The sequence below is a fragment of the Oceanicella sp. SM1341 genome (genome assembly GCF_003448965.1).
Taxonomy (GTDB): domain Bacteria; phylum Pseudomonadota; class Alphaproteobacteria; order Rhodobacterales; family Rhodobacteraceae; genus Paroceanicella.
Genome location: NZ_QRGC01000026.1, coordinates 78,704 through 92,513, shown reverse-complemented (window position 1 = coordinate 92,513; position 13,810 = coordinate 78,704). Strand labels below are relative to the sequence as shown.

10 protein-coding genes and 1 pseudogene are annotated in these 13,810 nt (G+C 74.1%); all 11 read right to left on the bottom strand.

From position 1 onward, the window contains the following. Nucleotides 1-853: pseudogene (locus tag D3P35_RS19830) on the bottom strand (enoyl-CoA hydratase/isomerase family protein); the annotation flags it as partial. After that, entirely contained in the window at nt 850-2,058 is a 1,209-nt protein-coding gene (locus D3P35_RS19825; RefSeq protein WP_118137094.1) for an acetyl-CoA C-acetyltransferase, read from the bottom strand. The gene D3P35_RS19825 and the pseudogene D3P35_RS19830, both read right to left, overlap by 4 nt. Before the next feature lie 8 nt (nt 2,059-2,066). Then, nucleotides 2,067-3,227 carry an acyl-CoA dehydrogenase family protein gene (locus tag D3P35_RS19820; protein ID WP_118137091.1) on the bottom strand — a complete coding sequence of 387 codons (1,161 nt, stop codon included), beginning with the start codon at nt 3,225-3,227 and terminating at the stop codon, nt 2,067-2,069. A gap of 9 nt (nt 3,228-3,236) precedes the next feature. Next, the gene (locus D3P35_RS19815) at nt 3,237-4,787 is read right to left on the bottom strand and encodes a long-chain-fatty-acid--CoA ligase (RefSeq protein ID WP_118137089.1); all 1,551 of its coding nucleotides are present in this window, start codon (nt 4,785-4,787) and stop codon (nt 3,237-3,239) included. Nucleotides 4,788-4,913: 126 nt separating this feature from the next. Next, the gene (locus D3P35_RS19810; protein ID WP_118137087.1) at nt 4,914-7,613 is read right to left on the bottom strand and encodes a LuxR C-terminal-related transcriptional regulator; all 2,700 of its coding nucleotides are present in this window, start codon (nt 7,611-7,613) and stop codon (nt 4,914-4,916) included. A gap of 83 nt (nt 7,614-7,696) precedes the next feature. Beyond that, nucleotides 7,697-8,830, bottom strand: coding sequence for a C4-dicarboxylate TRAP transporter substrate-binding protein (locus D3P35_RS19805; protein ID WP_118137085.1), 1,134 nt, complete (start codon nt 8,828-8,830; stop codon nt 7,697-7,699). A 96-nt stretch (nt 8,831-8,926) separates the two neighbouring features. After that, nucleotides 8,927-10,231, bottom strand: a complete 1,305-nt coding sequence (locus D3P35_RS19800) for a TRAP transporter large permease (protein ID WP_118137082.1) — start codon at nt 10,229-10,231, stop codon at nt 8,927-8,929. After that, nucleotides 10,228-10,758, bottom strand: coding sequence for a TRAP transporter small permease (locus D3P35_RS19795; RefSeq protein ID WP_118137080.1), 531 nt, complete (start codon nt 10,756-10,758; stop codon nt 10,228-10,230). Before D3P35_RS19795 ends, D3P35_RS19800 begins: the two co-directional genes overlap by 4 nt. Before the next feature lie 20 nt (nt 10,759-10,778). Beyond that, entirely contained in the window at nt 10,779-11,750 is a 972-nt protein-coding gene (locus D3P35_RS19790) for a nitronate monooxygenase family protein (RefSeq protein WP_118137078.1), read from the bottom strand. Beyond that, on the bottom strand, nt 11,747-12,553 hold the full coding sequence (locus D3P35_RS19785) for an enoyl-CoA hydratase/isomerase family protein (RefSeq protein ID WP_118137076.1): 807 nt from the start codon (nt 12,551-12,553) through the stop codon (nt 11,747-11,749). Before D3P35_RS19785 ends, D3P35_RS19790 begins: the two co-directional genes overlap by 4 nt. Then, entirely contained in the window at nt 12,553-13,731 is a 1,179-nt protein-coding gene (locus tag D3P35_RS19780) for an acetyl-CoA C-acetyltransferase (protein ID WP_118137074.1), read from the bottom strand. Before D3P35_RS19780 ends, D3P35_RS19785 begins: the two co-directional genes overlap by 1 nt. Nucleotides 13,732-13,810: the final 79 nt, after the last annotated feature.

The following is a 13,810-nucleotide window of genomic DNA, read 5'->3' as shown; positions in this document are numbered from 1 at the left end:
TGCAGAAGGTCAGGATCGGCAGGTCGCGCAGGCGGCGCAGGGCGGTGCCCTCGGCGAGCAGGGCGCCCGCGATCTGCGCCTCGCGGGCGAGGGCGGCGTCCATCGGCAGCTGCGTGCCCTCGTAGAGCGCGCGGAGCAGGGCGAGGGGGGCGGGCTCGCGGTCATGGCCCCGGCCGCGCGCGGCGATGGCGGGCAGGGCGAAGCTGCGCGCGGCATGGGGCGCGGTGGCGCCGGTGCCGCCGGGGATGCGGTAGCCCCGCTCGTCCCAGGGCTGGCGGGCGACGCCGGCGGTGGCGAGCCACGCCCGCGCTAGGGCCTCGGCGGTGCCGGGCTCGCAGCGAGTCCAGAGGCCGGAGGCTTCGAGAGCCGCGCCGTCGGCGGGGCTGCCGCTGAGCAGGGCCGAGGCGGCCTCCACCCCGAGCAGGCGGGCGAGGCGCTGCACCGCCCCGCCGCCCGGCAGCAGGCCGGTGGCGGGGGCCGAGGCGGGGGCGTCGCCTTCGAGAAACCGCGCATGGGCGGCGAGCATGATCTCCCAGCCGGGCGCGAAGGCCGGGCCGGACCAGAGGCAGGCGACCGGCACTCCGGATGTCTCCATCTCGCGCAGGCAGGCGCTGAGGGCGCGCGCCCGGTCCTCGGCCGCGTCGCGCGGGGGGGCGGTGCCGAAACGGGCCAGCAGCGCGCCGGGAGGGTTCAGCTCCGGCCCCGGCCCGTCGCGGGCGTCGAGCAGCAGGCCCGTCGGGGCGCGGGCGAGGGCGGCGCGGAGCGCTGCGGCGAAGCCGTCGAACTCCAGCCCGGCGAGGGAGAGGGTCAGCGCGCCGGTGGCAGGGGGGCCGGCGGGGGCGGCTCGGGTCATCGGAAGCGCTCCACGATCATGGCGGTGGACTGGCCGGCAGCGGCGCAGAGGGTCACGAGACCGGTGCCGAGGTCGCGCCGCTCCAGCTCGTCGATCAGCGTGCCAAGCAGCATCGCCCCGGTGGCGCCCAGCGGGTGGCCCAGGGCGATGGCGCCGCCGTTCGCGTTGATCCGGTCGCGGTCGATGCCGTAGTGGCGGGCGTAGCGCAGCGGCACGGCGGCGAAGGCCTCGTTCACCTCGAAGAGGTCGATGTCGCCGATCTGCATGCCGGCCCGGGCGAGGGCGGCGTCGGTGGCCGGCACCACGCCGGCGAGCGAGAGATGCGGCTCGGAGGCGAGGGAGACGCAGGCGCGGATGCGCACCCGGGGGGTGAGCCCGTTTGCCCGCCCCCAGGCGGCCGAGCCCACCAGCACGGCGCAGGCGCCGTCGACGATACCGCTCGAATTGCCGCCGGTGTGGATGTGCTCCACCCGCTCAAGGCCCGGGTAGCGGTCGCGCAGCAGGTCGTCGTAGCCGAGGGCGCCGAGCGCCTCGAAGGCGAGCGGCAGGGCGGCGAGGGTCTCGGGCGTGGTGGCGGGGCGGATGGCCTCGTCCTCCTCCAGCACCACCTCGCCGCCCGGGCCGCGCACGGGGAAGAGCGCGCGCGCGAAGCGGCCCTCGGCCCTCGCGGCGGCGGCGCGGGCCTGGCTCTCGGCGGCATAGCTGTCGGCCTCGGCGCGGGTGGTGCCGTCGAGGCTCGCCATCAGGTCGGCGGCCAGGCCGTTGGGCACGTAGGGAAACCGGGCGAGCAGGGCGGGGTCGGAATAGGCCGCCCCGCCGTCCGAGCCGATGGGCACCCGGCTCATGCTCTCCACGCCGCCGCCCACCGCCGCCTCGGCCTGGCCGGAGGCCACGAGCGCGCCCGCGATGCGCACCGTGTCGAGCCCGGAGGTGCAGAAACGGTTGAGCTGGTAGCCCGCCGCGCCCTCGCCCCAGCCGGCCTCGAGCAGGGCGAAGCGGGTGAGGTCGCAGCCCTGCTCGCCCACCGGCATCACGATGCCCAGCCCGGTGTCGGCGATCTCGGCCGGCGCGAAACCCGCCCGCCTGCGCAGCTCGGCCAGTGTCTGGGCGGCGAGGCTCAGCGGTGTGACCGCGTGCAGCGCCCCGTCCGGGCGGCCGCGGCCGCGGGGCGTGCGCACGTGCTCGAAGATGATCGCGTCGCTCATGGCCGCCCTCACGTCAGGTCGCGTTCGCCGAGGCCGAGCCCGCGGCCGATGATCTCGAGCATGATCTCGCTCGCCCCGGCATAGACCCGGCTGATCCGGGCATCGGCATACATGCGCGCGATGCGGTACTCCTCCATGTAGCCCGCGCCGCCGTGGAACTGGACGCACTGGTCGATCACCCGTCCCTCGGTCTCGGAGGTGGCGAGCTTGGCGGCGGCGGCGGCCTCCGCGCTGAGACGGGACTCGTTGGCAAGGCACACGCAGCGGTCGACGAAGGATTGCGCGGCGTCGAGTTCGGCCCGCATCTCGGCCATGCGGAAGCGGGTGTTCTGGAAGGCGGCGATCGGCTTGCCGAAGGCCCGGCGCTCGAGGATGAAGGCGCATGTCAGCTCGAAGGCCGCCTGGGCATGGGCGATGGAGGTGATGGCGCTCATCAGCCGCTCCACCGCGAGGCATTCGGCCATGTAGGCAAAGCCGCGCGTGGGGTCTCCGAGCAGGTTTTCCGCCGGCACGCGCACCGCGTCGAAGCGCAGCTCGGCGGTGTCCTGGGCGTGCAGGCCGATCTTCTTCAGGTGCCGCCCGCGCGAGAAGCCCGCCATGTCGGAGGTCACGAGGAACAGCCCGATCCGGCCGCGCGCCTCGCCCGTGCGGGCGGCGACGACGAAGAGATCGCCGATCACGCCGTTGGAGATGTAGGTCTTGGCGCCGTCGAGCCGCCAGCTCCCGTCGGGCTGCTCGTCCGCGCGGGTGCGGATGGCGGCGAGGTCGGAGCCCGCGTCGGGTTCGGTGAGGGCGATGCCGAGGATGGTCTCGCCGCGCACCGCGCCGGGCAGGAAGCGGGCCTTCTGCGCAGGCGTCGCCAGCCGCTCGAGGTAGGGGCCCACCAGCCTGGAATGGGCGTTGTGGAAGAAGCCGGGGTCGGTGAGGCGCACGGTCTCCTCCTGCAGCACCTGGTCGAAGCGCAGGTCGGTGATGCCGAGGCCGCCGTGCTCCTCGCCCGCCCACATGCACAGGTAGCCCTCGGCCCCCATGCGCAGGAAGGCCTCGCGGTCGACATGGCCTTGGGCGCGCCAGCGGGCCACCTGCGGCGCCATCTCGGCGGTCAGGAACCGGCGAACGCTGTCGCGGAACATGTCGTGCTCCGGCTCGAAATGCAGTCGGGGTCGCATGCGCTCTCCTCAGCTCACCTGGCGGTCGGCCCGGGCCCAGTGCGGGGCGCGCAGGTCTTTCTTCAGCACCTTGCCGGCCGGCGAGAGCGGCATCTCGGTGACGAACTCGAAGCTGCGCGGCACCTTGTAGCCGGCGATGAAGCCGCGGCAGTGCTCGGTGAGCGTGCGGGCGCAGAGCGTGACGCCGGGCCGGCACAGCACCACGGCGTGCACGCGCTCGCCCCAGGTCTCGTCGGGCACGCCGATCACCGCGCAGAGCGACACGCCCTCGTGCCGGGCCAGCGCGTTCTCCACCTCGACGGAATACACGTTCTCGCCGCCGGTGATGATCATGTCCCTGATGCGGTCGACCACGTAGAGGTAGCCCTGCGCGTCGAAGCGGCCGGCGTCGCCGGTGTGCATCCAGCCGTCCCCCAGCGCGGCGGCGGTCTCCTCCGGGCGGCGCCAGTAGCCCTGCATCACGGTGGGGCCGCGCACCACGATCTCGCCCACCTCGCCGGTGGGGCACTCGCCGCCCGCGGGGTCGAGGATGCGGATCTCGGCGGTGGCGATGGGCCGCCCGGCCGAGCGCATGTGCGCGGCACGCGGGTCCGACGTGTGGTCCTGCGGGGCGAGCACGGTCACCACGGGGGCGCATTCGGTCTGGCCGTAGACCTGCAGGAAACCCGCGCGGGGGAAGGCGCGCATGGCCCGGCCGAGCAGGGCGGTGTCGATGGGTGCCGCGCCGTATCGGATCGAGCGCAGCGAGGAGACATCGCGCCGCGCCATGTCCGGGTGGTCGAGCAGCATGCGCAGCATCACCGGCACGAGGAACACGTCACCCGCCCGCTCGGCCTCGATGAGGCGCAGCACCTCGCCGGGCTCGAACGCGGGCAGGGTGACCTGGGGCGCGCGGCGCAGCGCGAACTGGAACACCACCGCGAGCCCGCCGACATGGAACAGCGGCGCCACGTGCAGGCCCGGCGCGTCGCCGCCATGGTCGGCCGCGGCGGTGAGGGCGAGCGCGTCGGTGTACATGTTGCGGTGGCTCAGCATCACGCCCTTGGGCGCACCGGTGGTCCCGCCGGTGTAGAGGATGGCGGCGAGGTCCTCGTCGTGGCGCAGCGCGTCCTCCGCCGGCGCGGAGGCGGCGATCAGCGCCTCGTAATCCTGCGCGCCGGGGATCGCGGCCGCCCCGAGGCGGACGATGGCGAGATCGGCGGCGCAGCGGGCGCGCAGCGCCTCCACCAGCGGCGCGAAGGCGTCGTCGACGATGAGGATGCGCGTGTCGCTGTCCTCGAGCGAGAAGGCGATCTCTGAGACGGTCCAGCGCGTGTTGACCGGGTTGAGCACGCCGCCGGCCCAGAGCGTGGCGAAGATGTACTCGATGTAGCGGTCGGAATTGGCGGCGAGCATGCCCACCCGGTCGCCGGGGGCGAGCCCCAGGCCGCGCAGACCGCCGGCGAGGCGGGCCACGCGATCCGCGAAGGCGGCACAGCCCTGCCGGCGGCCGGCATGGATGGTGAAGGGCGCGTCCGGGCGCTCGCGGCGGGCCTTGTGCAGCGCTTGTGTCAGGTACATGCTGTCCTCCCTTGCCGGCCCGCCTTGGCGCGGGTCTTGCGGCGCTTGTCTCCGGTGCTAGCCGCGGGCCGGGGGCGGGGCATCGTCGCTACCGACGATTCTGGCCCGCGCGGCCCCGGCGCCGCTTCAGCCCAGGATGCCGAGCTGGCGCGCGGCGGCCACGGCCTGGGTGCGGCTGGCGGTGTCGAGCTTCGAGTTGATGTTGCGCAGGTGGGTGCGCACCGTGCTGTCGGAGACGAAGAGCTTCTCGGCCATCGCGGCATTGGAATAGCCCTCCGAGAGCAGCCGCAGGATCTGCAGTTCCTTGCGGGTGAGCGGGTCGAGCGGCGCGGCGCGGGGGGCCTCGGCGGGCCCGGGCGCGCGGCCCGGCCCCAGCGCCTGCACGATCGACTGCAGCCACTCGGCGAACACCGGCTCGCGCCTGGGGAGGTCACCCGCCAGCGCCGGGCCCGCCCAGGCGCGCACCGCGTCGGCCACGGTCTCGCCCTCGTCGAGCAGCAGGCGGCGGTAGCCCTCGCGCGCGGCGATGCGCAGCGCCTTGCCCGCCGTCTCCCGCGCGGCCGCGGTTTCGCCGAGGCGCAGCAGGGCGCCGGCCCGCAGGAAGTCGAGCACCAGCAGGCGCCGGCGGCGCTGGCGGGGCAGGGCGGCGGCGGCCTCGGCCTCCAGGATCGCGAGCGCCTCGGCCGCCCGGCCCTCCTCCAGCAGCACCCGCGCCTCGGTGATCTCCAGCGTGTCGAGGTCGTTGGCCGGCAGGCGCAGCGCGCGCACCTTCGCCCAGAGCGCGTCGTCGCGGGCGCGGTCGATCTGGTGGCGCGCCGCCGCGAGGTTTCCCTGGCGCAGGTAGAGCCGGGCGCGCTCCAGCCGCGCCCCGGCCACCACCCGGGCGAGCCTGCGGCGCAGCCCCACCTGCTCGAGCTCGGCGAGGTAGCCGAAGGCGTGGTCGACCTGGCCGTGGCGGAAGGCGATGCGCGACAGGGTGACATGGCTCAGCACCAGGTGGTCGGGCAGGCTCACGTCGCGCAGGATGGGCAGGAAGACCTGCAGCAGGTGCTCGGCCTCCTCCAGCGCGTCCTCCTCGTAGCGCGCGCAGGCGAGCGGCACGCCGGCCCAGGCATTGCCGTTGAAGCGGCGCCGGTCGTCGGAATGGCGGGCGGAGGCGGCGAGGCGGAAGCGGGCCTTGGCCTCGCGGAAGCGGTTTTCCTGCAGGTCGATCAGCCCCTGCACCGATTCCGAGTACATGGTGTTGAAGGCGTCCTCGGCCGGTCCGCCGAGCCCGGCGCGGGCCTCGTCGAGGTTCGCGAGCGCCGCGTCCGGCGCGCCCAGCACCGAGAAGGCATTGGCCATGCAGGTGGCGAGCACCGTGCGGCTGTAGCGCGAGGCGCAGCCGGCGCGGGCCAGCGCCGCGCGCCCGGTCTCGGCGGCGCCGGGGAAATCGTCGCTCATCGCGCGGATCATGGTGCGGATCGAGAGCGCCTCCGCGCCCAGGGGCCCGGGCCGCGCCTCGAGCCGGTGGGTGTCGAGCACGTCGGCCGCCTCGCGCGGGCCGCGGGTGAAGCACAGGGCCCAGGCCTTCATCAGGCACAGCCGCGGCGCGCCCGCCACTAGCGCCTCGGGCAGCATGTCGAACCAGCGGGTGAGCAGGCGGATGCGCCCCTGCTCGAGACAGGCCTGCCCCACCTCGCCGACCAGTTCGAGAACGCGGCCGGTCTCCCCGGCCTCGAGCCCGTGGTCGATGGCGGGCACGGGGCGGTCCTTCGAGAGATACCAGCGCATGGCGGCGGCGTGCAGGCGCGGCAGCTCGGCCGGGTGGCGGGCGGCGAGGCGGGCGCGCAGGTAGGCGGCGAAGAGCGAGTGGAAGCGGTACACCGGCGCCGGCCCGTCGATGCGGGTGATGAGCACGTTGGCCGCCGCCAGCCGCTCGAGCAGCGCCGCCCCGTCGCAGCCGGGCACCAGCGCCTCGCACAGCTCCGGCTCGAGCGCGCGCAGGATGCTGGTGCGCAGCAGGAAGCCGCGCACCTCCTCCGCCTGCGTGTCGAGGATGTTCTCGGCGAGATAGTCCGACACCAGCCGGTCGGAGCCGGAGAAGGCCTGCACGAAGCCGCGCCTGTCGGCCGTCCCGGCCAGCACGATGGAGGCGAGGCGCAGGGCGGCGGGCCAGCCCTCGGTCTTGGCATGCAGCCGGGTGAGCTCGGCCTCCTCCAGCTCCGCCCCGCCCGCGCCGGCGAGGAACGAGCGCGTCTCGTCGCGGGTGAAGCTCAGCGCGCGCATGTCGAGCTCGAGCATCTCCCCGGTGGCGCGCAGCCGGGCCATGGGCAGCTCGGGCATGCTGCGGCTGCCCACCACCAGCCGCCCGTGCCGCGGCAGGGTCTGGATCAGCCGGGCGACGAGGGTGAGCACGCCGCCCTCGCGCAGGGTCTCGAAATCGTCGAGGAAGAGGGCGAAGGGCTCGGGCAGGGCCGCCATCCGCTCCAGCAGCCCGACGATGGCCGCGCCCTCGGTGTCGGCCGCAGCCCCGGGCGCCGGGCCGCCCGCGATGCGGTCGAGCGCCGCCTGCAGGCCGGCCACCAGGCGGGAGGCGTCGTTGTCGGCGCTGTCGAGGGTGAGCCAGGCCGTGGCCCTGCCACCGTCGCGCATGGCATCGAGCAGCTGCGCCATGGCCACCGTCTTGCCGAAGCCCGAGGGCGCGTGCAGCAGGATGAGGCGCACGCCCTCCGCGGCCGTGAGCCGCCGCACGTGCTCTGCGCGCCCCACCACGTTGCCGCCGATCCGGGGCGCCTCGAGTTTCGGGCCCAGACCGCGGGCGCTGGTCAGTTGTGCTTGCGACACCGCCTCCCCCCCCCCCCGGGCGCACCATGACGCCCCTTCCGGCGGCACGGCGGCCGCCGGGGGGCGTTTCTTCCGCGCCGAGGTTACTGCCCGTAGGTGGAGGCGTCCACGCCCGAGTAGACCTCGTCCCAGTAGAGCTGCTCCAGCTCCGCGGCCGAGCCCACCTCGCGGGTGAGGCCGATCCATTTCTCCAGGATGGGCCGGAAAGCGGCCACGATCTCGCCGGCATCCGCGATGCCGTGGGTCTCGGCGTAGTAGGTGGCGATCGAGTCGAGGTCCTGCGCGATGAAGGCGGCGGTGGCCTCCGAGAGCGCGGGGTCGGGCGCGGTGACCTCCACGCCCTTCTCCCGCGCCGCCTCGAGGGCGCGTGCAGCGCCTTCCTCGTAGCGCCAGGAGACATCGGCGGCGAAGGCGGCCCCGGCGCGCAGCACCGCCTCGCGGCCCTCGTCGGAGAGCGCGGCCCAGGTGGCGGCGTTCATGTTCACCGGCCCGTTCGCGGCATAGACCCCGCCGGGGGTGGACATGTCCACCGCCTTCACCACGTCGATCAGCCCCATGTTGGTGATCTCGGGCGCGGAGGTGATCACGCAGTCGATCACCCCCTGGCTGAGGCCCTCGTAGACCTCGTTGAGTGGCAGCGACACCGGTGTCGCCCCCACCGCCTGCGCCCAGCGGGACCATTGCGAGCCCGCCACGCGCAGGCGCTTGCCCTTCAGCGCATCGAGGCTCGCCACCGGCCCGGTGCATTGCAGCCCGTAGGGGGTGGAGGAGGCCGCGCCGGTGAACACCTGGTTCTGTGCGGCGAAATCGGCCCGGCACGCGGCGCAGGCGCCGAAGATGTACTCGGCCATCGCCCCGGCATAGGCCAGCCCCTCGCGGCCCTCGACATCGTCCATCGTGGTGAGCAGCGACAGCTCGGCGATGAGGTTTATGTGCGGGTACTCGGCCGGGAAATAGGCCGTGGCCACCCAGCCGATGTCGGCGATGCCGTCGCGCAGGCCCGAGGAGGTCTCGGCGAAGCTCAGCAGCGACATGGGAAACACCTTCACCGAGAGCGCGCCGCCCGAGTGCTCCTCCATCGCCGCGGCATAGGTCTCGGCGGCCAGCACCGCGTCCGAGCCGGGCGGGAAGCCGGTGGCATAGGTGAGGGTCTGGGCGGCGCCCGCGCCGGCGCTGAGCGCCAGCACGCCGGCGGCGAGGGTCAGTCTGCTGATCATGTCATCCTCCCGGGGGTTCGCGATGCTGGTTGCGAGTCGCATCGTTTGCCCCAGTCTGGCGCGCGGGGCCGGGCGCTGCCTCGTCGGTTGCGACGATCACAGGTGCCCCGGCAGCCACAGCGCCAGCCCCGGCACCGCGATCAGCAGCGCCACGATGGCGAGATCCACCACGATGAACACCGCCACGTTGCGGAAGATGGCCTGGACCGGCACGAGCCCGCCCACCACGCTCTTGATCACGAAGACGTTCATGCCCACCGGGGGCGTGAGCATGCCGATTTCCAGCAGCTTGGTGAGCACGACGCCGAACAGGATGGGCGACATGCCGTAGGCCTCGACCACCGGCAGCACGACGGGCAGGGTGAGCAGCATCGCGCCGATGGGTTCGAGGAACATGCCCAGCACCAGGTAGACCAGCACCAGGCCGAGCATCATCAGCGCGAAGGGCACGTCGGTGCCGATGAGCAGGCGCGACAGCGCGTCCGAGGCGCCCGAGAGCGCGAGGAACCGGGTGAGCAGGCTCGCGCCAACGGCCACGAACAGCAGCATGCCGGTGGCCATCAGCGTCTCGGTGACGGCGGCGGCGAAGCGCGCCCGGGTGAAGCTGCCCCGCACCAGCGCCACCAGCGTGGCGAGGGCGGCGCCCACCGCCCCGGCCTCGGTGGGGGTGAAGATGCCGCCGAAGAGCCCGGCGAAGATGCCCACCATGGTGGCGGCGATGGGCCAGGTGTCGCGCAGGGCGGCGAGCTTCTGGCGCCGGGTGGCGTGCACCGCGGCCGGCGGCGCCAGCCGGGGGTTCAGCCGCACCCGCACGATCACCAGGAGCGCGTAGGCGAGCGCGGTGATCACCCCCGCCGCGATGCCGGCGAGGAACAGCGCCGCGATGCTCTCCTGCGCCACGATGCCGAACAGGATCATGATGATCGAGGGCGGGATGAGCGCGCCGATGGTGCCGGCCACGGCCACGATGCCGGTGGCAAAGCCCGGGTCGTAGCGCCCCTTCACCATCTCGGGCACGGCGATGCGGCCCATGGTGGCCGAACAGGCGATGGAGGAGCCGGAGACCGCCGCAAAGCCCGCCGAGCCCGCGATGGCCGCCACTCCCAGCCCGCCGGGCAGCCGCCCGAGCCAGAGCCGCGCCGCCGCGAACAGCCCCTCGGTGAGCCGGGTGTGGTAGCAGATGAAGCCCAGCAGCAGGAACATCGGCACCGAGGACAGCACCCAGTTGGCCGCGAACTGGAACGGCAGGGTGCCGAGCGCGCCCCAGGCCACCCGCCAGCCCATCAGCACCCAGAGCCCGCCGAAGGAAACCGCGATCAGCGCCACCCCGATGGGCGTGCGCAGGGCGAGCAGCACGAGCAGCACCCCCAGCCCCGAGAAGCCGATGGCGACATCGCTCATTCCGCGCGCTCCCCGGCAGGCGGGCCGGGCAGGCCGGCATCACCGCCCATCGCGGCCTCGGCCATGCGGATGGCGGCCACCAGCGCCATGGCCCCCGCGCCCAGCGGCAGCACGAAATACGCCGGCCAGACCGGCACCGAGGAGGCCCCCTGCGTGACCGAGGCGCCGATCGCGGCCTTGGCCAGCGCCTCCGCCCCGGTGCGCAGCGCGAGCAGCGTGAGCACCGCCACCGTGAGCCCGCGCACCGCCACCTCCAGCAGGCGCCGGGTCCGGGCGGGCAGGGCGGCGGTGAAGATGTCCACCGAAATGTGCTCGTCGCGCTGCTCGAGCAGCGCGAGCGGCGCGAAGGCGGCGAAGATCATGTAATAGTTCGCCACGATGGTGATGGTGCCCGGCAGCGGCCGGTTGAAGGCCGCGCGCAGCACGATCTCGGCGCTCACGTGCAGCATCATCAGCGCCACGCTCGCGCCGCCCAGCAGCACGAGGCCGCGCGTGAGCAGGCCGATCCCGCGTCCGAAAGTGCGCATCTCTCCTCCCCTCCGGCGCCTCAGCCGAGCGCCGCCAGCCCGGCCGCCAGGTGGCGCCGGGCCTCCTCCATCATCCGCCCGATCAGCTCGGCGCAGCTCGGGATGTCGTCGATCAGCCCCACCACGGGGCCGGCGGTGACGATGCCGCCATCCACCTCGCCCGCCTGCAGCGCCGCGCGGCCGCGCGCGCCGGCCACCAGGTGGCGGATGTCCTCGAAGCTGCAGCCGCCGGGGCGGGTTTCGGTGGCCACCACCTCCTCGGAGATGGCGTTGGCCAGCACCCGGGCGGTGTTGTTCAGCGTGCGGAAGATCAGCCGGGTGTCATGCTCGCTCGCCGCCACCAGCGCGCGCTTGATGTTCTCGTGGATCGGCGCCTCGCGCGTGGCGCAGAAGCGGGTGCCCATGTTGATGCCCTCCGCCCCCATGGCGAGGGCGGCGGCGAGGCCCCGGCCGTCGCCGATCCCGCCCGAGGCGATCACCGGGATATCGAGCGCGCGCACCGCGAGGGGCACGAGCAGCAGGTTGGGGATGTCCTTCTCGCCCGGGTGGCCGGCGCATTCGAACCCGTCGATGGAGATCACGTCGGCGCCCGCGCGCCGTGCGGCGAGCGCGTGGCGCACCTGGGTGCACTTGTGGATGATGCGCACGCCGTTGGCGCGGAAGGTCTCCACGAAGTCGCGGCGCGAGGGGCCGACCGTCTCGACCACCTTCACGCCGCCCCGCACGATGGCGTCGACGTATTCGGGAAAGGGCGGCGGGGCGATCGAGGGCAGCGCGGTGAGGTTCACCGCGAAGGGCCTGTCGGTCATCTCCCGCGTGCGGGCGATCTCGCGCGCGAGCGCCTCGGGGTCGGGCTGGGAGAGGGCGGTGAGCGTGCCGAGCCCGCCCGCGTTCGACACCGCAGCGGCCATCTCCGCATAGCCCACCCATTGCATGCCGCCCTGCACGATGGGGTAGCGGATGCCCAGCATCGCGGTGAGACGGTTGGTCATGGCCGGACCTTGCGGAAATCCGGCCGGCGCTTCTCCAGGAAGGCGGCGCGGCCCTCGGCGAAGGCCGGGCCGTCGAGCAGCGCGCGCTGGCGGATGCGCTCGTATTCGAGCTGCTCGAAGAAGCCGCAGGTGAGGGCGGCGTCGAAGGCGGCGCGCAGCTCGGCCACCATGCCCGGCGGGGCGGCCCCGGCGGCACGGGCGAGGGCGAGGGCACGCCCCGTCAGCGCCCCGGGCGCCGCCGCCTCGGCGATGAGGCCGATGGCGGCGGCCTCGGGCCCGGCCAGGCGCTCGCCGGTGAGGGCGAGGCGCATGGCCCGGGCGGGGCCGAGCCTCCGGGCCAGGTGCCATGTCGCCCCGCAATCGGGCACCAGGCCGAGCGCCGGGGCGAAGGGGAACACGAAGAAGGCGTCTTCCGCGGCCACCACCAGGTCGCAGGCCAGCGCGAGGCTCGCGCCCATGCCCGCCGCGGCCCCGTTCACCGCCGCGACGACCGGCCGGGGGAAGCCGCGCAGCCGCTCGATCAGCGGATGGGTGGTCTCGGCCATCCGGCGTGCCACGGTCTCGCCCAGGCTCTCGCCGCCCTCCGCCCGCAACCCGCCCAGCTCGGCGCCCGAGCAGAACCCCTTGCCCCGGCCGGTGAGCAGCACCGCATGCAGGCCCGGGTCGGCCTCCACCGCGTCGAGCGCGGCGAGCAGCTCGACCTGCATCCCGAGGCTGAGCGCGTTTCGCGTGGCCCCGTTCGCGAGCGTGAGCACGGCGACATTGCCCTCCACCGCGACCTCGACGAGCGCCGGCCCCGCCATCACAGCCGCTCCACCACGGTGACATTGGCGAGCCCGCCGCCCTCGCACATGGTCTGCAGGCCGAAGCGCGCGTCGCGCCGGCGCAGCGCATGCACCAGCGTGGTCATCAGCCGCGTGCCGGAGGCGCCCAGCGGATGGCCGAGCGCGATCGCCCCGCCACGCACGTTGACCCGCGAGGGGTCGGCGCCGAGCGCCTCGATGAAGGCGAGCGGGATGGGGGCGAAGGCCTCGTTCACCTCGAAGAGGTCGACCTGCTCCAGCGTCATCCCGGCGCGGGCGAGGGCGCGGCGCGTGGCCTCGATGGGGGTCTCGAGCATCACCACCGGGTCTCCGCCATGCACGCTGATGTGGTGCAGGCGCGCCAGCGGCTCGGCCCCCAGCGCCTTCAGTCCGGCATCGCTCACCACCATCACGCCGGAGGCGCCGTCGCACATCTGGCTGGCGTTTCCGGCGGTGAGCAGGCCGCCCTCGGCGAGGGGCTCAAGCCCCGCGAGCCCGGCGAGGCTGGTGTCGGGGCGGATGCCCTCGTCATGCAGGTGCAGGACCCCGGTCTCGCCCGCCTCGGCGGTGCGGGCGGGCACGGGCAGGATCTCCTCGGCGAACTGGCCGCGCGCGGTGGCCTGGGCGGCGCGCTCGTGGCTCTGCTTCGCGTAGGCATCGAGCCGCTCGCGGGTGAAGCCGTATTTTCGCGCGATGGTCTCGGCCCCGTCGAACTGGCTGAACTCGATGCCGGGATAGCGCGCCTGCATGCGCGGCGAGACGTAGCTGCCGAAGCCGTTTCTGCGCGGCAGCGTGCAGGCGAGGCCCATGGGCACCCGGCTCATGCTCTCCACCCCCGCGGCGATGACGATGTCCTGGGTGCCCGACATCACCGCCTGGGCGGCGAAATGCAGCGCCTGCTGAGAGGAGCCGCACTGCCGGTCGACCGTGGTGCCCGGCACGCTCTCGGGCAGGGCGGAGGCCAGCACCACGTTGCGCCCGATGTTGAAGCTCTGCTCGCCCACCTGGCCGACACAGCCCACGATCACGTCGTCGACGGCCTGCGGATCGGCCCGGGTGACCGCCACGAGATGATCGACGATTTCGGCGGCGAGATCGGCCGGGTGCCAGCCGGAGAGCGCGCCCTTCCGCCGGCCGCCGGCGGTGCGCTTCGCGGCTACGATGTAGGCTTCGGGCATCTGCCGCCTCCCTGCGATGCGTCCTGTCCCGGGGGAGACTGGCACGGCCGGCGGGCGCCCGGCTCGTCGCATCCGACGA